The organism is Pseudoalteromonas sp. GutCa3, from assembly GCF_002836155.1.
Classification (GTDB): Bacteria; Pseudomonadota; Gammaproteobacteria; order Enterobacterales; family Alteromonadaceae; genus Pseudoalteromonas; species Pseudoalteromonas arctica.
In genome coordinates this window covers 1-19978 of sequence record NZ_PJBK01000074.1, presented here as the reverse complement: position 1 = coordinate 19978, position 19978 = coordinate 1, and the positions used below count along the sequence as shown (strand labels likewise).

At 39.1% G+C, this 19978-nt stretch carries 20 protein-coding genes; 18 read left to right on the top strand and 2 right to left on the bottom strand.

Annotated features, from left to right (window positions below; genetic code table 11):
* Positions 1-570 precede the first annotated feature (570 nt).
* The 7 genes from CXF64_RS13270 to CXF64_RS13240 all read left to right on the top strand — a co-directional run bounded on the left by CXF64_RS13270 (position 571) and on the right by CXF64_RS13240 (position 6648).
* A complete protein-coding gene (locus tag CXF64_RS13270) occupies positions 571-1341 on the top strand; it encodes a DUF3450 domain-containing protein (protein ID WP_024590812.1) in 771 nt (256 codons plus the stop codon).
* Between the two features lie 6 nt (positions 1342-1347).
* Positions 1348-2712 carry a MotA/TolQ/ExbB proton channel family protein gene (locus CXF64_RS13265; RefSeq protein WP_007583865.1) on the top strand — a complete coding sequence of 455 codons (1365 nt, stop codon included), beginning with the start codon at positions 1348-1350 and terminating at the stop codon, positions 2710-2712.
* Entirely contained in the window at positions 2712-3236 is a 525-nt protein-coding gene (locus CXF64_RS13260; protein WP_002961709.1) for a MotA/TolQ/ExbB proton channel family protein, read from the top strand. The genes CXF64_RS13265 and CXF64_RS13260 overlap by 1 nt, the downstream gene beginning before the upstream one ends.
* A 14-nt stretch (positions 3237-3250) precedes the next feature.
* Positions 3251-3655, top strand: coding sequence for an ExbD/TolR family protein (locus tag CXF64_RS13255; protein WP_007583867.1), 405 nt, complete (start codon positions 3251-3253; stop codon positions 3653-3655).
* On the top strand, positions 3655-4272 hold the full coding sequence (locus CXF64_RS13250) for an energy transducer TonB (RefSeq protein WP_007583869.1): 618 nt from the start codon (positions 3655-3657) through the stop codon (positions 4270-4272). Before CXF64_RS13255 ends, CXF64_RS13250 begins: the two co-directional genes overlap by 1 nt.
* Positions 4273-4283: 11 nt before the next feature.
* Complete coding sequence (locus CXF64_RS13245; RefSeq protein ID WP_010553387.1) at positions 4284-5543, top strand: tetratricopeptide repeat protein; 1260 nt, start codon at positions 4284-4286, stop codon at positions 5541-5543.
* 61 nt (positions 5544-5604) lie between these two features.
* Positions 5605-6648, top strand: a complete 1044-nt coding sequence (locus CXF64_RS13240; RefSeq protein ID WP_101217251.1) for a hypothetical protein — start codon at positions 5605-5607, stop codon at positions 6646-6648.
* Between the two features lie 16 nt (positions 6649-6664).
* Here CXF64_RS13240 and CXF64_RS13235 read toward each other — a convergent pair whose 3' ends face one another.
* A complete protein-coding gene (locus CXF64_RS13235) occupies positions 6665-6991 on the bottom strand; it encodes a TraR/DksA C4-type zinc finger protein (RefSeq protein ID WP_024590816.1) in 327 nt (108 codons plus the stop codon).
* A gap of 61 nt (positions 6992-7052) precedes the next feature.
* Entirely contained in the window at positions 7053-8033 is a 981-nt protein-coding gene (locus CXF64_RS13230; protein ID WP_007583877.1) for a tRNA-dihydrouridine synthase, read from the bottom strand.
* Positions 8034-8258: 225 nt separating this feature from the next.
* Here CXF64_RS13230 and CXF64_RS13225 point away from each other — a divergent pair, with 225 nt between their 5' ends.
* The 11 genes from CXF64_RS13225 to htpG all read left to right on the top strand — a co-directional run bounded on the left by CXF64_RS13225 (position 8259) and on the right by htpG (position 19915).
* Entirely contained in the window at positions 8259-8792 is a 534-nt protein-coding gene (locus CXF64_RS13225; RefSeq protein WP_010553389.1) for an HvfA family oxazolone/thioamide-modified RiPP metallophore, read from the top strand.
* A gap of 67 nt (positions 8793-8859) precedes the next feature.
* Positions 8860-9717 (top strand): HvfB family MNIO-type RiPP peptide maturase, encoded by an 858-nt coding sequence (locus tag CXF64_RS13220; RefSeq protein WP_101217250.1) that lies wholly within the window; start codon positions 8860-8862, stop codon positions 9715-9717.
* 36 nt (positions 9718-9753) lie between these two features.
* A complete protein-coding gene (locus CXF64_RS13215; protein ID WP_101217249.1) occupies positions 9754-10506 on the top strand; it encodes an HvfC family RiPP maturation protein in 753 nt (250 codons plus the stop codon).
* A 72-nt stretch (positions 10507-10578) separates the two neighbouring features.
* Positions 10579-10701 carry a hypothetical protein gene (locus tag CXF64_RS21045; protein ID WP_002962301.1) on the top strand — a complete coding sequence of 41 codons (123 nt, stop codon included), beginning with the start codon at positions 10579-10581 and terminating at the stop codon, positions 10699-10701.
* 170 nt (positions 10702-10871) lie between these two features.
* On the top strand, positions 10872-11417 hold the full coding sequence (apt, locus tag CXF64_RS13210) for an adenine phosphoribosyltransferase (protein ID WP_007584093.1): 546 nt from the start codon (positions 10872-10874) through the stop codon (positions 11415-11417).
* A 3-nt stretch (positions 11418-11420) separates the two neighbouring features.
* On the top strand, positions 11421-13940 hold the full coding sequence (gene dnaX / locus CXF64_RS13205) for a DNA polymerase III subunit gamma/tau (RefSeq protein ID WP_101217248.1): 2520 nt from the start codon (positions 11421-11423) through the stop codon (positions 13938-13940).
* A gap of 60 nt (positions 13941-14000) precedes the next feature.
* Positions 14001-14327: a YbaB/EbfC family nucleoid-associated protein gene (locus CXF64_RS13200; RefSeq protein WP_002962306.1), complete on the top strand. Its 327-nt coding sequence runs from the start codon at positions 14001-14003 to the stop codon at positions 14325-14327.
* Positions 14328-14334: 7 nt separating this feature from the next.
* A complete protein-coding gene (gene recR, locus CXF64_RS13195) occupies positions 14335-14943 on the top strand; it encodes a recombination mediator RecR (protein ID WP_008165968.1) in 609 nt (202 codons plus the stop codon).
* A gap of 296 nt (positions 14944-15239) precedes the next feature.
* The gene (locus CXF64_RS13190; RefSeq protein ID WP_101217247.1) at positions 15240-17141 is read left to right on the top strand and encodes an MFS transporter; all 1902 of its coding nucleotides are present in this window, start codon (positions 15240-15242) and stop codon (positions 17139-17141) included.
* A gap of 4 nt (positions 17142-17145) precedes the next feature.
* Positions 17146-17883 carry an RluA family pseudouridine synthase gene (locus CXF64_RS13185; RefSeq protein ID WP_101217246.1) on the top strand — a complete coding sequence of 246 codons (738 nt, stop codon included), beginning with the start codon at positions 17146-17148 and terminating at the stop codon, positions 17881-17883.
* Positions 17884-18001: 118 nt separating this feature from the next.
* Entirely contained in the window at positions 18002-19915 is a 1914-nt protein-coding gene (gene htpG, locus CXF64_RS13180; RefSeq protein WP_101217245.1) for a molecular chaperone HtpG, read from the top strand.
* The last annotated feature ends 63 nt before the right edge of the window (positions 19916-19978 follow it).

Sequence of the window (19978 nt, the reverse complement as noted above, 5' to 3'; positions counted from 1 at the left end):
TTTGGCTATTTCAGGCCTTGCTAAAAGAAACTTATTATTACTATTTATGGGAAACACGTTTTATAAATGGCTTTAGGTATTGCGTGCATAAAGCAAGGTGGGCGGTATTAGAGATTATCCAGTGTTGTTTTTTTGTGCGACAAATGGTTTGTTTTTTCAGATGAAGTGTTATTGGGGAGATAAAATGTGCTGAAATCGTTTAAAAAATAACTTTTGTTATATCTATCTATATTTTTTTTTGTTTTTTTTCAGTGCGAATTCAGCTTTGGCTAAATGTTGCAATAATGTTGTTTTATGTCAGTACAATGCGAATAAATACACCCCTCAAAAGGCTTTAATCGAAATATTAAGCAAAAGCTTAGTTGCAATAATGTTAACAGTTGTGTGCTAGTACTTTTGTTTAAGCATTAACTTAGCTATTTATTTGCAGAGATTAGTAAACATCAAGTTGACAGCGCTAATTGCATTTAGCATTATTGGAAGGTTGATATCTATTAAAAGATATCAGGGTTGTTCTCTTCGGAGGATAATTAAATTATAAAAGTAACATTACTTAATTGGTTGGGAACTATGTCTGTTAAAATCAGAAAGAGTCTTGTAGCAACTGCGTTGGTTGGCGCATTTGCATTTGCAAGCAGCAATGTGATTGCAGATCCTTTGAATGACGTGCAAAAAGCAGGTCAACAAATTCAAAAGGCTGCGGTTAAGTCTCAAACTAAAATTGACAATGTATATGGTCAAACTCAGGAGCTAATCGCTGAGTACCGTAGCGTTGTTGATGAGACTGAACTTATGAAAGTGTATAACGATCACGTGTCGCGCTTGGTTGATAGCCAAAACGCGTCTATTGAATCGTTTGATCGTCAAATCGCTACGATTGATAACACGAAACAAAACGTTGTGCCTTTGATGTATCGCATGATCGATACGCTTGAGCAATTCATCAAAGCGGACGTTCCATTTAATCTAGAGACGCGTTTAGGACGTGTTGAAAGACTACGTGAAATCATGGTTTCTGCGTCTGTAACGACGTCTGAAAAATTCCGTCAAGTACTTGAAGCTTACACTATTGAAACAGCATACAGCTCACTTGTATCTGCTTCACAAGGTACACTAGAAGTTGATGGCAAAAGTATTAACGTTGATATCGGTCAGTTAGGTCGTATTACTTACGTTGCTCAGTCTTTTGACTTGAAACATGCTTGGGTGTGGGATAACAACACTAAACAGTGGAAAGAATTAGGTGAAGAATACCTAAAACCTGTTAAAGAAGTTATTCGTATGGCGCGTAAGCAAGCGACATTAGAACTTGTTAAACTACCTATCTTTGGCGCGGAGTAATCAATAATGAAGAAACTATTTAAAGGTTTTGCTGTTGCCGCAGTACTAACTGTTTCTGCAGGTACCGCGTTAAATGCACATGCAAATACTGGAGCTCTAGATAAAATACTTGAGCAAGTAAAGCAAGAGCGTATCTCTGAAGGTAAAATCGATAAGAAACGTGAACAAGAGTTCTTATCAGATCGTGCTGACAAGCAATCTTTACTTAATAAAGCTAAAAGCCAACTTGCTTCTGAGAAGTCTCGTGGTGAAAGCTTAACTAAGCAATATGCACAAAATGAAAACACGTTAGCTGAAAAAGAAGCCGCTCTTCAAAGTGCTCAAGGTACTTTGGGTGAGATGTTTGGTGTTGTACGTCGTGCAGCTCAAGACGCTATCGGTTCTATCGAAGCATCACTAGTTAGTGCTGAGAAACCTGGCCGTGCAGAAATCTTACGTTCATTAGCTGCTGCTAAAGAACTTCCAACTGTTCGCGAACTTGAAGAACTTTGGATTTCACTTCAAACAGAAATGACTGAATCAGCTAAAGTTTCAACTTTTGAAACTGAAGTTGCTGGTCTTGACGGTAACCCGTCAATGAAGAAAGTAACGCGTATCGGTAACTTTAACTTAGTTACAGACGATGGTTACTTAATTTATTCACCAGAAACTAAGTCTATTCAGCCTCTAGGTAAACAGCCTGATAGCTATATTTTAGACGGTATCACTGATCTTGAAAATACATCACCAGATAACTACGCTGGTGTTTATATCGATCCGACTCGTGGTGCTATCCTACGTATCAACACTCAAAAAGCGACACTTATGGAATACTTCCATCAAGGTGGCGTAGTTGGTTATATCATTACAGCTTTACTAGCTTTAGGTATGCTAATTACTCTAATTCGCTTTGTTGACCTTACACTTACTACTAGTAAGATTAAGAGCCAGCTTAAAAATGTTGCTACACCGAATACAAATAACCCACTGGGTCGTATTCTTAAAGTGTACCATGACAACAAGAACCAAGATGTTGAAAACCTTGAGCTTAAACTTGATGAAGCGATTCTACGTGAAACGCCGCGCATCGAAGCTGGTATCAACATAATTAAGATTCTTGCTGCAATCGCACCATTACTAGGTCTACTAGGTACAGTAATCGGTATGATCTTAACGTTCCAAACAATCACATTGTTCGGTACGGGTGATCCGAAGATCATGGCAGGTAACATCTCTCTAGCACTTGTAACTACAGCGCTAGGTCTAATTGCTGCATTACCACTAATTCTACTTCATGCTCTTGTAGCTGGTCGTAGTAAGTCGGTATTACACATCCTTGATGAGCAAAGCGCGGGTATCGTTGCTACTCACGCGGAGAAGGAGAAAGCCTAATGCTAGTCCTGATGGAGATATGGGAATCTATCAGGGATTTTGTTGGCACAGGCGGCCAGGTTTTATACGTGGTCGCGATAGCACTCTTTCTGATGTGGGTTTTAATGATTGAGCGCTATTGGTTTCTACTTGCAGAGTTTCCTCGCACAGCGAAAGAAATTGTAGCAAAGTGGGATGCCCGCCAAGACACTACGTCTTGGTACGCACACAGAATCCGTGAAGCATGGATTTCTGAAGCGTCTGAAAAATTAGATCAGCGTATGTTGTTGATTAAGACATTAGTAGCTGTTTGTCCTTTAATAGGCTTACTTGGTACTGTTACTGGTATGATCTCGGTTTTTGAAACCATGGCCAACCAGGGTACGGGTAATGCACGCTTAATGGCATCAGGTATTTCAATGGCAACAATCCCAACAATGGCTGGAATGGTTGCGGCACTATCTGGAGTATTTTTTAGCTCACGTCTTGAGACAAAAGCTAAAATGGTGAAAGCCAAACTTATTGATAGTATGCCTCATCACTAGAGAGAGAATTAAATATGGCACGTAAACAACGTTTTCGTGAAGAAGAAGAAGCAGCGGTTGATATGACGCCAATGCTTGACATCGTATTTATCATGCTTATTTTCTTTATCGTAACTACATCGTTCGTTAAAGAGGCTGGTATCGAGGTCAATAAACCAAAAGCTGCCCAAGCTACTAAGCAAAAAAATGCTAACATTTTTATTGCTATTCGTAGTAACGGCGAAATCTGGGTTGATAAACAACAAATTGATGTTGAACGTATTTCAGCAAAAATCGAAAGTTTATTAGCAGAACAACCTACTGAAGTTGTGATTATACAAGCTGATAAAGAAGCTAAACACGGCACAGTGGTTAAAGTTATGGACCAGATTAAAGCGACGGGTGACAACCTTAGAATTTCAATAGCTGGAGATCAGTAATGATTCGTTTTCTGTTTTCACTGATTGCAGGTGGGGCAGTTACTTTCGGCTTGTTCTACTTCATGGCCTTCCTCATCTCTGGTGGGGCTGACCGTAATACGGAACAAAAAGAGCAGATCATAGTCGAAATAATGACGAATCCGCCTGAATCTAAGGTGCAGGAGAGGAAGCGTGTACCGCCTCCTCCTCCACCACCGCCAAAGCAGCCGCCTAAACCGCAGCCGCCACAGCCGGAAAATAATAATCCAAACCCTGGTGCTATGTCATTTAACATGGGTAGCATTGATGTTGGTAGTTCAGCTGGTGGACTAAGTGGTCCTGGTGCATTTGGACGAGATGGTGATGCGACACCTATCGTTCGTATAGAACCAAAATATCCAACGCAAGCAGCACGTGATGGCAAAGAAGGTTGGGTACAACTTTCATTCACAATTGATGAGTTAGGTGGAGTAACTGACGTTGAAGTAATTGACGCAGATCCAAAACGTATCTTTGACCGTGAAGCTAAACGAGCACTGCGTAAGTGGAAGTACCGTCCTAAGATCATTGACGGAAAACCACAGAAACAACCAGGTTTACAAGTTCAACTAGACTTTAAACTTAACCAAGGCAACTAAGGAGGCGAGTAATGAGAAATTTTTCTAAAGTAACTGCTCTTGCGATTCTTATGTCTGTGTCGGGTGCTACTTTAAGTGCATCTGTTTTAGCAGCGCCAGATTACGCAAAGATTGAAGAGCGTAAAAAAGCAAAAACTAAAATCATGGGCGAGCGTACTGGTAAAAAGGTAATTAAAGCATTTGACTTGTACAACGAAGAAAAAGTTGATGAAGCAATTGTTTTGCTTAGAGAGATTGAACCTTCGAATGACTTTGATAAAGCGACCGTAAATCGTTACTTAGGTAGCATGTACGCTCAAAAAGAAAAGTATGACGAAGCGATTAAGTACTCTAAGCAAGCAGTTGCCCCTGATGTTTTAAACTTTGCTGATCAAGAACAAACTCTAAAGCTGTTAGGTGATTTATACGCTGGCACAGAAAAGTATCAAGAAGCCAAAAAAGCTTATGTTACTTGGATGGATTTTACCGGTGAAGAAGATCCTACGGTTTACACGCGTATTGCCCAAGCTAACTATCAGTTAGAGCAATTTCGTGATGTTTTTGAACCAGCAGATAAGGCAATTAAACTTCAAAAAGAACCTAATAAAGGTCCTTACCAATTAAAACTGGGTGCATACTTTGAACTTAAAGATTATGCAAATATGGTTAAGATTGGCGAAGAGATTGTTCGTGTATGGCCTGATGATAAAAAAGCTTGGGTTAGCTTAGGTAAATATTACCTACAAACCGAAGACTATCAAAAAGGTTTAGCAACGATGGAAGTTGCTTACAAGAACGGTTACTTTGAAAATGAAGTTGAGTATAAAGTCTTATCTAACTTTTACTCTCTAAACGAGATCCCTTTTAGAGCAGCTGTAACGCTAGAAAAGGCCGTTAAGAGTGAAAAAGTAAAACGTACAAAGCAGAATGTTAGCGCGATTGCTAGTAACTATCATCGCTCTAAGGATCTAGAAAAAGCTGCTAAGTACTACGAAGAAGCTGCTAAATTTGATGACGACGCTGAACTTTACCGTAAAGCTGGTTCATTACTTTTACAATCTGAAAAATTCAGTGCTGCTGTTGTTCGTTTGAACAAAGCATTAGAGCTTGGCTCTGACAAAAAAGGTACTATTTATTCAGATTTAGCTGAAGCGTATTACTATCAAGGTAAGTATAAGCAAGCATATGCTGCAATTACTAAAGCTATGGATGACCCTCGCACACGTAAGTTTGCAAAAGGTTGGTCTACATATATTAAAGATAAAGCCGCTCGCAACGGTGTTAAAATTTAATTTTAATTAGCTAAAGCAACTTATAAAAAGCCCCTCTGGGGCTTTTTTTATTGGAACTACTATGTATAAAAAGCTCTCTTTTTCATTACTACTGTGCTTATTTTTAGCTGCATGTTCAAAGCAGCCTCAACCTTATGAGTCATTTGAAGACGCACAAGTTGCTTTAAAAACTTTAAACATGGCACTTGTACAACCAGACGCTAAAAAAATCGATAGGATTACTAAAGAGCAATTGGTCTTTTCTGATGCGTATTTAGTTAAACGTCATACTATTTATCAGAACCTAATGGGTATGGAGCTTAATCTCAATCAAATTGCACAAGTAAACTACTTGGTTATTGCAGAGCGCTTTCCTGAGCGCTATTTTAATTGGCCGGCTCAAGTAGACGTATTAAAAAACATGCTTGCTTTTGAGGGTTCAAAAAGTACGCCGGATAATATTATTACTTGGCTTAAGTTAACCCAAGATACGCTAGACAGTGCTAAACAAAGCAATTTAAAGCTGAATAAAATTGAGCTCACACTACTACAAAGCTATGTATTGAGTGCGATAGGTAGTAATGACGTTCAACCAGCGCTTAAGAGTCATATAAGAGCTTTTAGCGATTATTTAGCTAGTTACAAGCCTAGAGGTAGTGTTGGTCTGAGAGGCCTGCCAAATGGGTCACAGTGGTATCAGAGCAAACTAAATTACTTTAGTGGCGAAGTACATTCACCGCTAGAGTGGGTTACTATTTTAAATGAAAATATAAAAGCATTAGATCGTGTTGCATTCGATAGTAAATTGTCTATTTCTCATAAAAAATCGTTTTTAGTGCAGTATCTATCGAATGAAAAATTAATTGAAGGGCTTGATTGGCAGGCTGATTATCAAGACTTACCTGCAATGGCGAGCAATATGAACATGTCTGATAAAGATAAAACATTGATGCTTGCAATGATGGAATCAGATATTGGCATTCATTACCATGCGTGGACTTTGCCACAGGCAAAGGTGAATCTTATGAAACGCTTAGAAATCACCCAAGAAGAGGCTCAATATTTAGTTGAAGATATAATACTCTACCCAGGGCAATCATTTAGCTTTATACAACAAATTATATAATGATTTGAAAGTGCGCTTATTGTGCGCACTTTGTACACCGTTGGGTTGCGGGATCTAGTTCAAGTGATTTGGCTGGTATTTTTTCTTCACAGTCGCAGCAGTAGCCATATTGCCCAATTTCTATTTGGCTGACCGCTGCTTCTAATTTAGTCATGCGACTGATCAAAAACGCATACTCAGGACCTAGCTTCTCTGCTGCACAGTCTAACCATTCATTGTTTGCTGTATTATCTAAAATTTGTATTAAATGCTGATGTGTAGGGTAGGCTGATTTAGAAAGCATAGTTAATATATTTAATTTAATTTGTGCTATTTCATCGTTTAGTCTTTTTTGATGATGCATTATCAGTACAACCTTATTAAATTGGCTTCACGTTATACTGATATTATCTAGAGGCTTTAGGTTAGCCGTTATGATTTGAATCAAGTTGCGGTGCTTTGGCGTATTTATTTAATACGCTTGCCACATCTTCTTTACTTTTTAAACGCCTGATTTCATCAAATAAATCGATCGCTTGCGGGTATTGGCGTTTAAGGTAACCTAGCCATTGCTTTGTACGAGAAGCAAAATACTTTTCATCTTTTGCAGGGTCTTGATGAATAGCAGAGTGGATTAAGTGATAAATAATATGCTCCCATTGAAGGCCATCATATTGTTCATTATTTACATGAGCTTTAATTTTTTTTGCTAAATCAGGGTGCGAAAGGGCGCCACGACCAAGCATCAAATCAGTACATCCACTTCGTTTTTGGCAAAGCATTGCGTCCTCAACTTGCCAAATTTCACCATTGGCAACAACGGCAATATTTTTATCTTTTATTATTGGTGGAATTTTTTCCCAATAAGCTGGCGGGTTATAACCATCACGTTTGGTTCTGGCGTGTATAGCTACACTATTTGCGCCTGCGCTTACCACAGCATCAACAATTTCTTGGCTGTTACTGTCATCATCAAAGCCTAAGCGAATTTTTGCACTTACTTCATGTTTATCATCTACAGCATCTCGGACTGCTTTAATAATCGTATACATGTGGTCAGGATCTTTAAGCAGTACAGCACCCCCTCGACTACGATTAACGGTTTTTGCTGGGCAACCAAAGTTAAGGTCGACCCCATGAGATCCTAAAGCAATTGCTCTTACTGCATTTTCGGCTAACGGATTTGCTTCTTGGCCGAGTAATTGAACACGCACAGGAGTACCTGCTCGCGTAAATCCATTATTATGTAGTTCAGGGCAAAATCGATGAAAAACTTTATCAGGTAAGCATGTTTCAACCACTCTTACAAACTCGGTAACGCACAAATCGAACCCACCAATGTCTGTAAGTAATTGGCGCATTTTAAAATCAACGACACCTTCCATAGGTGCTAAAACAAGTTTCATAAAGTGATTAATTTTGATAAAAAACTGGACGCATAGTTTACCTGTAAATCACACATTGATAAATCTGTAATTACCAACCATATTTAATGTAGAAACCGCAAAAGTAAATATTATGAAAATAAATGAAAGTTTTTATTCTTGTACAGGTCTACTTAAGCATACAAGCAATTTAAAATATATTTTCATTGCTGAGATTTACAATACTTGATTAAAGAGAGTCACAAAATGAATACAGTTAAAAAAAATACAATCGCGTTAACTTTAGGTGCAGTAGTTGTTGGCTCTGCAAGCTTTGTATCTGCAGATGTACAAGCCAACCCATTTGAGTTTCAACAATTAGTGACAGGTTACCAACTAGACGCTAAAGAAGGTAAGTGTGGTGAAGGTAAATGTGGCGGCGATGCTAAAGATGCAAAAGCTAAAACAGAAGGTAAGTGTGGCGAAGGTAAATGTGGCGGCGATGCAAAAGATGCAAAAGCTAAAACAGAAGGTAAGTGCGGCGAAGGTAAATGTGGCGGCGATGCAAAAGATGCAAAAGCTAAAACAGAAGGCAAGTGTGGCGAAGGTAAATGTGGCGGCGACGCAAAAGATGCAAAAGCTAAAACAGAAGGCAAGTGTGGTGAAGGTAAATGTGGCGGCGATGCAAAAGATGCAAAAGCTAAAACAGAAGGAAAATGTGGTGAAGGTAAATGCGGCGGCGATGCTAAAAAAACTAAAAAAGAAGGTAAGTGCGGCGAAGGTAAATGTGGCGGTCGTTAATATCTTATTCTAAATAAGTTATGCTAAAAGGGCCTTAAGGCCCTTTTTTGATAAGTTAGAGGTAGTTATGACACAAATCCAGAGTACAGATTTCGGGATGGTGGGCCTTGGCCTACGACGAGAAATGCTTGATGAACTGCTTGAACACGTACCTAATCAAGTAGATTTTTTGGAAGTTGCGCCAGAGAACTGGTTAAAACTAGGTGGACGCTTTAAAAAGCAATTTAGAACATTAACAGATGCAAATAATTTTGTGTGTCATGGATTATCACTGTCTATCGGTTCACCCGAACCACTGGATGTTGAATTTGTTAAATCTTTAAAAGTTTTTTTTGAAGAGCACAATATAAAAATTTTCAGTGAGCACTTAAGTTACTGTTCCGGTACAGGCCATATGTATGACTTAATGCCTATTCCGTTTACACAAGATGCAATAGCACATGTTGTCCCTCGTATTAAACAAGTACAAGACATACTTGAGCAGCAAATTGCGATAGAAAATGTTTCCTATTATGGCGCTCCTGGACAGCAATTATCAGAGCTGGAATTTACAAATACCATTTTAGAGCAAGCAGACTGCAAGCTTTTACTGGATGTGAATAACATTTATGTGAATTCGATTAATCATGGCTATAACGCACAAGAGTTTTTAACAGGGTTACCCTCTAATCGTATCGCCTATGGGCACGTTGCAGGCCATTATAATGAGGCTGATGACTTAATAGTTGATACACATGGTGCTGATGTCATTGATCCTGTGTGGGAGCTACTGGATAAAGCATATGAAGTGCATGGCGTATTTCCAACCTTGCTTGAGCGCGATTTTAATATCCCTACCATGAATATTTTAACCAAAGAGTTAGATATAATTCATGAGCTACAAGCTAAACACATTACTTCAACTGTTTTAAAACAACGAGCTTAATATAAGCCTTTATAAATATTAAAAGAGTGCCTGGTTATGAGCTTTATTGAAATACAAAACGAATTTATGGCGCATATTCGCGAGCCTAAAAAAAATAAAAAGCCCAGCGGTATCGAAGACAGACGTATGGCCATTTATCGCGACCTATTTTTTAATAACATTGAAGGTTTTATATCATCAGGTTTTCCGGTATTAAAAACCTTATATACAGACAAGCAATGGCTGGTCCTTGTACGCAAATTTTTTAGCGAATATGATTGTCATTCGCCGTACTTTTTAGATATAGCAGGGGAGTTTATTAATTACTTATCAAGTGATTATAAAATGAAAAGATACGATCCCGTGTTTATGCTAGAACTTGCACATTATGAGTGGGTAGAGCTAGATGTATCGATTGCACACGAAGATGAGCAAGAGCAAAAATTACAAACAACAGCGCTTACTAGTTCTGCTTTGCATTTATCGAAAACGGCAAGAAATTTAAGTTATCAATTTCCGGTTCAAAATATTAGCAATCGCTTTATACCAAAAGAGCCATCACCTCAGCCTAATTATTTTGTTGTATATAGAGATGAAGATGATGACGTTCAATTTCTGGCTACGAATGCGATGACTGCTTTGTTGCTATCAATTATTGAGGCAAGTGATGGAGCGACATTTGACGACGTTTGCCAACAGGTATTCGCTCATGCACCACAATTTAATGCAGATCAAATTGCTCAAGGCGCATTGGTTACCCTTAATGCAATGGTTGAACGCGGTGTAATTGTGACAAAAAATCAAGATTAAGGTCTTTATTGATGATTTTACATCGTCTATTATGGCAGCCTTATTTGTCGTGCTTAATAAAAGGTTGTACCAATGTCAGATGATAAAGACTTTAAAGATCCGTTCAATGCTACTTATTTTCTTGCTTTCTTAGCTGTATTTGCAGGGATTGGTTGTTTAAATGCAATATTAGGCTGGATCACTAGCTTAACTTAAAATGCATAGCGTTTATTAAGGCTGTTGCTTACTTCAGCCTTGAACCACTTTATTTTAATTACACCCCCATAGTTAATACTTCTTTTATAGTAACGCCAAACTCGCAATTAAAGGTTAGTTAAGGTTATAATCACCTGCTTTGTAATATAAACAATTGAGCAGTTAAAATTATGACTCAAGTAACACCAGCAATTATCAAAAACAGCATAACTACAATTGCTGATTATCCAAAGCCGGGCATCATGTTTCGCGATGTAACCACTTTAATGGCAAATCCAGAAGCCTTTAAAGCAACTATTGACGCGTTTATCGCAGAATATAAAGATCAGGGTTTTACTAAAATAATTGGCACAGAATCACGTGGCTTTATTTTTGGTGCGCCACTGTCTTACGCATTAGGCATTCCGTTTATTCCAGTTCGTAAACCTGGTAAGTTACCACGCGAAGTTATTCGTCAAGATTACTTACTTGAGTACGGTGAAGACACGCTAGAGCTGCATGTTGATGCAATTGTACCTGGCGATAAAGTATTATTAGTTGATGACTTATTAGCAACTGGCGGCACAATTGAAGCCACAGCTAAATTAGTTCACAAACTAGGTGGCGAAGCCACAGATGCTGCATTTGTTGTATCACTACCAGAACTTGGTGGCGAGCAGCGCATCAAAAAAATGGGTATTAAAATCCTAAAATTGGTTGAATTCGAAGGCGAGTAATCGATGAGTTATCAGGTTCTAGCGAGAAAATGGCGTCCTCAAACCTTTCATGAATTGGTTGGGCAGTCTCATGTTAAGCAAGCGCTTGTAAATGCGCTTACACAAAATAGACTGCATCACGCTTATTTATTCACTGGAACCCGCGGTGTAGGTAAAACCACTATTGCGCGTATTTTTGCTAAAAGCTTAAATTGCGACGAAGGTATATCTGCAAATCCGTGTGGCCAATGTAGCAGCTGTTTAGATATAGAAGCAGGGCGCTACATTGACTTACTCGAAATAGATGCGGCTTCTCGTACAAAAGTAGAAGACACCCGCGAAATACTCGATAACGTTCAATATGCACCAACACGTGGACGTTATAAAGTATACCTAATCGATGAAGTTCACATGCTTTCTAAGCACAGCTTTAATGCGCTTTTAAAAACGCTTGAAGAGCCACCAGAGCATGTGAAATTTTTATTGGCGACGACCGATCCTCAAAAACTACCAGTTACTATTTTATCTCGTTGTTTACAATTTAACTTAAATGCCTTGTCGCAAAGTGAGATTAAAACACAGCTTGAACACGTACTTACTCAAGAGCAGCTTAGCTTTGATACCGATGCACTTAGCATTATTTCAAAAGCAGCTGATGGCAGTATGCGTGATGCGCTTAGCTTAACCGACCAAGCTATTGCACAAACAAATGGTGATATTAATAATCAAGCAGTACAAACAATGCTTGGTTTAATGGATACTCATTATAGCCAAAGCTTGCTTGCAGCATTACTTGCACAAGATGGCGCTGCGCTAATGGATGAGATTGCGCAGGTGGCAAGTCGTAATCCTAATTATGTGGCATTGCTTGATGATTTAATTGCACTTACGCATTTGACCCAACTAACCCAGTTAGTGCCAGAAGCGGCAGGGCTAGATGAAAAAAATGTAGATTATATTGCTCATGTTGCACAACATACGAGCCCACAACAAATTCAAATTTATTATCAGTTACTGTTAAATGGTAAAAAAGATTTACAATGGGCACCAGAGCCTCGCTTAGGTTTTGAAATGATAATGCTAAGATTATTAGCATTTAAGCCTACAGACGCTCAACAAACTGTACACACAGTAAACGAAGAGCCGGCCCCAAATAAACAAGGCCGTGCAAATGCACTGCGAGATATATTAAATAAAACATCGCAAAACACTGTAGCTAGCCAAAGTAGTGTCCCTGTAAATAATACTAAGCCAGTTAGCAATACAGAGCAGACTAAATCCCTTGAGATAGAGCCTTTACCAAATGTTGCTGCTCAGACATCGAATAATAACGTCGTACAAAGTAATAATGAGCCTGCCCAAGTTGCAGTAGAGCAACCGGTTCAACAAAGTGAAAACGCTTTTGAACAACAGGCTTCAGCTAATGAACAACCACAAACCAATGTTGTTTCGGATGCTCAAGCCCAGCGCCAAAGTGAAGATGAAGCTTACATGCAACATAGTGATGCTGAGCAAACGTTAGCTTCGCAGTTTGACGATATAATGAGTAGCGCTGTAGATCAGGGTTTTAAACCTGCACCTACTGCAAACTCAGAGTTTTCACCAGAGCCCTTAACAAATCACAATGCAAGTACGCCAATAGCTGAACAAGAAGCGCAGGCGCAATCTGCCATTGCTCGTATTTTACGTGACAGAAACATATCGGGTGCGGGTAGGTTATCAGGCAAGAGTACAAGTACATCTGCAAATAATGTAGCAGTGCAGCCAAGCCAAGCGCCTGCTAAAAAGCCAGAACAGCATCCAAGAATGCCTAAAGCCCAAAGTGTTCATCAAGGTAGTGCAGATACAAGTGCAAGTGAGCTTAATAGCCCTTCAAGTACTACGTCTGGCGATATCCCTCCTTGGGCAACTGATAGCGAAGGTGAGAGTGAAAAAAAGCATGAGCTCCCAGTAACAGGGGGCCAAACCCAGGCACATAATCACTCCAACATAAAGCCAGCTAGTAAGATTGATTTTAAAGCAAAGCACCAAACAATTACTGAAAATCTTGCGCCAGAATTACTTGAGCAAATAAACCCTCAAAAAGCGCCTGAAATAGTGCCAGAGGAAGTAAGTATTCCTGCCCCTGATGATTTTCAAAGCCCAATTAGTGAAATTAGATTTGCACATCAACAAGATGAATGGGCTTATTTAATTAAACGTATGGGACTGGGTGGTCGTATGCGCCAATTTGCATTGCATTCAATATTTACCAAGCAAGGCAACAGTTTACATATAGACGTTGATGAATCACAAAAGCATTTGGATACACCGATGCTTCGCCAAAGATTAGATGCCGCATTGTCGAGTATTTATGAGCATAACGTGTCGTTAAGTATTAATTTTGCTAAGGGAGTTATTGACTCTCCTTATCTTATTCAGCAAAAAATTGATGCAGGTCGTCATCAACAAGCAATCGATGTGATCACATCTGACGAAAACATAGTACAATTTCAGCAAGTATTTAGCGCCGAAATTGACGAAAACAGTATTCAGGCATTGTAATTACTTACAATCGCCCTTATGTTCATGTTAATTAATGTATTAAAAGAAAGAGAGAAAGTTATGTTTAAAGGTGGAATGGGCAACATGATGAAGCAAGCGCAGCAAATGCAAGATCGCATGCAAAAAGCCCAAGACGAAATCGCAACATTAGAAGTTGTTGGCGAAGCCGGTGCCGGTTTAGTTAAAGTAACCATGCTTGGTAACCACAATGTACGTCGTGTTCAACTTGATGAAAGCCTTATGGAAGACGACAAAGACATGATTGAAGACTTACTTGCAGCAGCATGTAACGATGCTGTACGCCGTGTTGCAGAAGAAACACAAGAGCGCATGGGTAAAGTAACTGGCGGTATGCAATTACCACCAGGTATGAAAATGCCGTTTTAAGTAAATAATGCAACTTTCAGATAGTTTAAATCAGCTTATAGAAGCACTGCGCTGTCAACCGGGCATTGGTCCAAAATCAGCGCAACGTATTGCTTTTCACTTGCTTGAGCGCGACCGAAAGGGAGGCACTCAGCTGGGCAATGCATTGACTAAAGCAATGACAGCCATAGGGCATTGTCAGTCTTGTCGTACTTTTTGCGAACAAGCCCAGTGCGATATTTGTTTAAGTACAAAACGCCAAGATAGTGGCATATTATGTGTTGTTGAATCGCCTACTGATGTGCTTGCCATTGAGCAAACGGGTCAGTACTTAGGGCTATACTTTGTTTTAATGGGTCATTTATCGCCAATTGACGGTATCGGCCCTAAAGAAATTGGCTTAGACGTTTTAGAGCAAAAACTTGCTCAAGGCGGTATTAATGAGGTTATTTTAGCGACTAACCCTACCGTTGAAGGCGATACTACAGCTCATTATATTGCTCAGCTTTGTCATAAATATAAAGTAGGTGCTTCGCGGATTGCTCACGGTATTCCTGTGGGAGGCGAGCTTGATTTAGTAGATGGTAGAACGCTTATGCATGCTTTTAGCGGCAGGCGTTTAGTTACACAAGACTAACTTTAAGTCACTATTTGAAAAGATATTATAAAAGCCTACATGATTAAATTATGTAGGCTTTTTTGTTTTTAAGGTAAGCTTAGAAGCAATCTAATACCAATCCGCAATAATACTTAATCATTTTGCGGGGCTAAACGTGTCGCTACCTGCGTTAAAAAATTCTCATTTAGAACAACTAAATAGCGAATTTTTTGCCTAGCTATCAACACGTTTTTCCGCCCTCAAAATAGATCATTTAATTAAACGAATTGGTATAATATATTTTTGGGCTATGTCTCTAATTAGTAAGGAATACAATGAAAGATAATCAACCCTACCAAGGTACATTACTGGGTAGTAAGCGTTTTTTACCGCTTTTTATTACGCAGTTTTTCTCAGCGATAAACGATAACGTGTATAAGCAATCAGTGCTTATTCTATTGATATTTCAGGCTGCAACGCTTGCTGATGGCGCACTTTATTCAAATATTGCTGCTGGGTTATTTATCCTACCTTTCTTTTTATTTTCAGGGATAGCGGGGCAGTTAGCTGAAAAAACAGAAAAATCCAAACTAATCAGAATCGTAAAGCTATGTGAAATCCCTATTATGGTTGTAGGGGCAGTCTCGATTTTAACGCAATACGTTTGGCTGATGTTAGCCACCGTGTTTTTAATGGGCGTACAAAGTACGTTTTTTGGTCCATTAAAATACTCTATTTTACCGCAGCACGTAGCCCCTAACGAATTAACAAAAGCGAATGGCTTGGTTGAATCAGGCACGTTTGTAGCAATATTAATTGGTACAATTTTTGGCACCTATTATATTACTCAATCAGTAGGGCCTACGCTTATAAGTATTGCCGTATTAGTACTGGCTGTTATGGGTTATGTGAGCAGTCGCTTTATACCCATTAGTGAGGCAAACGAGCCTAACTTAAAATTTACCTATAATATATTTTCATCCACGAAAAACGTATTTTCAGCACTTAATTCGCAAACAGAATCGGTTGGTAAATCAGTCCTCGGGATCAGTTGGTTTTGGTTAATTGGCGCAATTATTTTAACGTCCCTACCAAATTATGTAAAACACACAATGGGCGGCGATGAACTGGTTGTAACTAGCGCGCTTGTTGTGTTTTCACTAAGTATTGCTATTGGTTCGTTATTATGTGAAAAGCTTTCTCGCTCTCGAATAGAATTAGGAATTGTGCCTTTTGGCGCTATTTTAATTACCTTGTTTTTATACTTACTGAGCCAAGAGAGCGCTATTAGCTCTTATTTACCTCAAAACCTTGAATTATTGACGCTTGAGCAGTTATTAAAAACAGGCGACATGTTGTGGCATTTTGTATGGATGGCAGGCATTGGTATTGGCTCTGGTTTTTACACTGTACCGCTGTATGCGCTTATTCAACAGCGTACTGAAGAGTCGAGTCGCTCACGAGTTATAGCGGCTAACAATGTATTAAATGCACTGTTTATGGTGGGCAGTGCTGTTTTAAGTATTGTAACGCTGTCTGTTTTTCAGTGGAGTATTTCAGAGTTGCTACTGTTACTTGCTGGGCTAAACTTGCTTATATCTGTTTATATTTATACCAAAGTACCAGAGTTCTTTTTACGATTTATTATATATATTTTAGCTATTTGTATGTACAGAGTGCGTACAAAAGGTGAAAGTAATATTCCAGATGAAGGCGCTGCCGTTATAGTGTGTAATCACGTGAGCTTTGTCGATTGGATGTTTATTTTAGCAGCATCACCAAGGCCTATCCGATTTATGGTATTTGCCCCTATTTATTATTCGCCAGCCCTACATTGGTTATTTAAAATGGCCAAAGCTATTCCCATTAACAGTGAAAAAACCAATCCAGAAGCGTTTAAAAAAGCGTTTGACGAAGTGGCTGCTGCGCTTAATAAAGGCGAACTTGTTGGTATTTTCCCTGAAGGAAAACTAACCAGTGACGGCTCAGTGGATATTTTTCGCCGTGGAATCGAGCGCATTATTGAGCGCTCACCTGTGCCCGTTATTCCTGTGCATTTAGGGGGCTTGTGGGGAAGCATGTTTAGCCGAAAAGCTAAGTGGCAATTACCACGATTAAAATGGTCTTTGGTGTCGGTTGCAGTAGGTACCCCGATTGCCGCTGACAAAGTAGTAGCAGACGGTTTACGTGAGCAAGTATTGGCTTTAAAAGCACTTCATTCAAAAGATATTGACTAATTTAATGATTAACTTAATAGATAACTCAACATCGCATACACCTTCAGAACCACACATTATAGTTGATGACTTTGTAGCGCCTAAATGCGACGGGTTTATTGAAATGTTATATCAAGATGACGATATTTTATTGATCAATAAACCCAGTGGCTTATTAAGTTTGTCGGGTAAAAATCCGCTTAACTGGGACTCAGTACATTACCGTTTAGTAAATGGTCAAAAAGAGTTAACAGCCGCATTTGCTGAGGCTAAGTTACCGCATCGGTTAGATTTGGGTACATCGGGCATTATGATTGTTGGATTAAACGCCAAAGCATCAAAGCATCTTAATAAACAGTTTCAGGCGCGTACTATCCAAAAGCGTTATGTAGCCATGTTAGAGGGTGGCTTAGCTGTTGATGAGGGGGAAATTACTGCACCAATAGCAAAAGATAAACTGCTTTTTCCGCGAGTTAAAATTTGCCAAACGACGGGCAAAGTAGCGGTGAGTGAATACAGTGTGCTTGAGCGGCTTAAACAACCGTGCAGAACCTTAGTGCAATTTACGCCCGTTACCGGACGTACCCATCAATTACGAATACACAGCCAGTTTATAGGGCACCCAATTTTAGGCTGTGATTTATATAAAAGTGCGCAAAGTGAGTACATGGCAGGACGCTTACAATTACATGCCAGCGATTTATATTTTGAACATCCAACAACAGGTGAAAAGATTCATATTAATTGTCCGCACCCATTTTAGATAAACGAGATATTCTATTTTTTCGTTTCACCTTTTTTTGATTTTTCCCTTGAAGTTCTAACACCTCACCCCATATTAAGTGCATAACGCAGACACTTTGCAAATTGGAGATATATAAATGACTGCAGCACAAAAAGAAACATTAGGCTTTCAAACAGAAGTAAAACAATTATTAAACTTAATGATTCATTCTCTTTATTCTAATAAAGAAATATTTTTACGCGAACTTGTGTCAAACGCATCAGATGCGGCAGACAAGTTACGCTTTTTAGCGCTATCTCAAGGCGACCTTTACCAAGGTGATGCCGATTTACGTGTTCGTATTAGCGCAGATAAAGAAGCAAATACAATTACCATTTCTGATAATGGTATTGGTATGACACGTGATGAAGTAATAAGCTCATTGGGTACTATTGCAAAGTCGGGTACTGCTGAGTTTTTCAAAAACTTAACGGGTGATCAAAGTAAAGATTCACAATTAATTGGTCAATTTGGTGTTGGTTTTTACTCAGCATTTATTGTTGCTGATTTAGTAACTGTTCGTACACGTAAAGCCGGTGAAACAACCGCTTACGAGTGGGAATCTCAAGGTGAAGGCGAATACACGCTTCAAGAAATTGAAAAAGAAGGCCGTGGTACCGACATTATTTTACATCTTCGTGATGAAGAAAAAGAATTTGCTGACGATTACCGCCTGCGCGGCATTGTTACAAAATACTCAGACCATATTTCAACACCTGTACAAATGTTTAAAGCAGAAGTACCAGAGTCTGAAGGCGAAGACGGCGAAAAAATTCCAGCAGTACCAGGTGAGTGGGAAAGCATTAACCGTGCAACTGCATTGTGGACGCGTGATAAGTCAGAGCTTTCTGATGAAGAATACAAAGAGTTTTACAAGCACGTAAGCCACGACTGGGAAGATCCACTTAGCTGGGCACATAATAAGGTTGAAGGTAAAACTGAATACACGAGCCTTTTATACATCCCTAAAAAAGCACCTTTCGATTTATGGAACCGTGAACGTCAAAGTGGCTTAAAGCTTTACGTACAACGTGTATTTGTAATGGATGATGCTGAGCAGTTCATGCCAAGCTACCTTCGTTTTGTGAAAGGTTTACTAGATTCAAACGATTTACCTCTAAACGTATCTCGTGAAATTTTACAAGACAACAAAGTAACGCAAGCTATTCGTAAAGGGTGTACATCGCGCATTATTAAAATGCTTGAGCGTATGGCTAAAAACAAAGCTGACGATTACCAAGTATTTTGGAATGAGTTTGGCCAAGTAATGAAAGAAGGCCCAGCTGAAGATGCGGTAAATAAAGAAGCCGTATGTAAGTTATTACGCTTTTCTTCTACTCATACTGATTCAGAAACGCAAGATGTGTCGCTTGAGCAATATGTTGAACGTATGAACGAAGGCCAAGACAAAATTTACTATGTAGTAGCTGATACATTTACTTCTGCGAAAAATTCTCCTCATTTAGAGATTTTCCGCAAAAAAGGTATTGAAGTATTGTTATTAAGTGACCGTGTTGACGAGTGGATGATGAGCCACTTAACTGAATTTGCTGATAAGCAACTACAGTCAATCACACGTGGTGATTTAGATTTAGGTAAGCTGGACGACGAAGAAACTAAAAAAGCACAAGAAGAGTCTGAAAAAGAAATGGCAGGCCTTGTTGAGCGTATTAAAACAGCACTAGGTGATGACGTTAAAGAAGTGCGCTTTACGCACCGCCTAACAGATTCTCCAGCATGTGTTGTAAGCGACGACAACGACATGAGCTCACAAATGCAAAAGCTAATGGAATCTGTTGGTCAAGCAGCACCAGAAGCAAAACCTGTGTTTGAGCTAAACCCAGAGCATCAACTTGTTAAGCATTTGAATGACGAACAAGATGAAGATAAATTTTCACAGTGGTCACATGTTTTATTAGACCAAGCATTACTTGCAGAGCGCGGTACACTTAAAGATCCAACTGGGTTTGTTACTCGCCTAAACAAACTAATGCTTGAACTAAGCAAGTAGTCAGTTAACTATTTAGTTAATAAAAGTATAAATTATATACTTTAAATAAAAGGGAACGTATGT

Coding starts and splice junctions, on each gene's coding strand:
- CXF64_RS13270 (WP_024590812.1), top strand. CDS start 571: ATGTCTGTTAAAATCAGAAAGAGTCTTGTAGCAACTGCGTTGGTTGGC.
- CXF64_RS13265 (WP_007583865.1), top strand. CDS start 1,348: ATGAAGAAACTATTTAAAGGTTTTGCTGTTGCCGCAGTACTAACTGTT.
- CXF64_RS13260 (WP_002961709.1), top strand. CDS start 2,712: ATGCTAGTCCTGATGGAGATATGGGAATCTATCAGGGATTTTGTTGGC.
- CXF64_RS13255 (WP_007583867.1), top strand. CDS start 3,251: ATGGCACGTAAACAACGTTTTCGTGAAGAAGAAGAAGCAGCGGTTGAT.
- CXF64_RS13250 (WP_007583869.1), top strand. CDS start 3,655: ATGATTCGTTTTCTGTTTTCACTGATTGCAGGTGGGGCAGTTACTTTC.
- CXF64_RS13245 (WP_010553387.1), top strand. CDS start 4,284: ATGAGAAATTTTTCTAAAGTAACTGCTCTTGCGATTCTTATGTCTGTG.
- CXF64_RS13240 (WP_101217251.1), top strand. CDS start 5,605: ATGTATAAAAAGCTCTCTTTTTCATTACTACTGTGCTTATTTTTAGCT.
- CXF64_RS13235 (WP_024590816.1), bottom strand. CDS start 6,991: ATGCATCATCAAAAAAGACTAAACGATGAAATAGCACAAATTAAATTA.
- CXF64_RS13230 (WP_007583877.1), bottom strand. CDS start 8,033: ATGAAACTTGTTTTAGCACCTATGGAAGGTGTCGTTGATTTTAAAATG.
- CXF64_RS13225 (WP_010553389.1), top strand. CDS start 8,259: ATGAATACAGTTAAAAAAAATACAATCGCGTTAACTTTAGGTGCAGTA.
- CXF64_RS13220 (WP_101217250.1), top strand. CDS start 8,860: ATGACACAAATCCAGAGTACAGATTTCGGGATGGTGGGCCTTGGCCTA.
- CXF64_RS13215 (WP_101217249.1), top strand. CDS start 9,754: ATGAGCTTTATTGAAATACAAAACGAATTTATGGCGCATATTCGCGAG.
- CXF64_RS21045 (WP_002962301.1), top strand. CDS start 10,579: ATGTCAGATGATAAAGACTTTAAAGATCCGTTCAATGCTACTTATTTT.
- apt (WP_007584093.1), top strand. CDS start 10,872: ATGACTCAAGTAACACCAGCAATTATCAAAAACAGCATAACTACAATT.
- dnaX (WP_101217248.1), top strand. CDS start 11,421: ATGAGTTATCAGGTTCTAGCGAGAAAATGGCGTCCTCAAACCTTTCAT.
- CXF64_RS13200 (WP_002962306.1), top strand. CDS start 14,001: ATGTTTAAAGGTGGAATGGGCAACATGATGAAGCAAGCGCAGCAAATG.
- recR (WP_008165968.1), top strand. CDS start 14,335: ATGCAACTTTCAGATAGTTTAAATCAGCTTATAGAAGCACTGCGCTGT.
- CXF64_RS13190 (WP_101217247.1), top strand. CDS start 15,240: ATGAAAGATAATCAACCCTACCAAGGTACATTACTGGGTAGTAAGCGT.
- CXF64_RS13185 (WP_101217246.1), top strand. CDS start 17,146: ATGATTAACTTAATAGATAACTCAACATCGCATACACCTTCAGAACCA.
- htpG (WP_101217245.1), top strand. CDS start 18,002: ATGACTGCAGCACAAAAAGAAACATTAGGCTTTCAAACAGAAGTAAAA.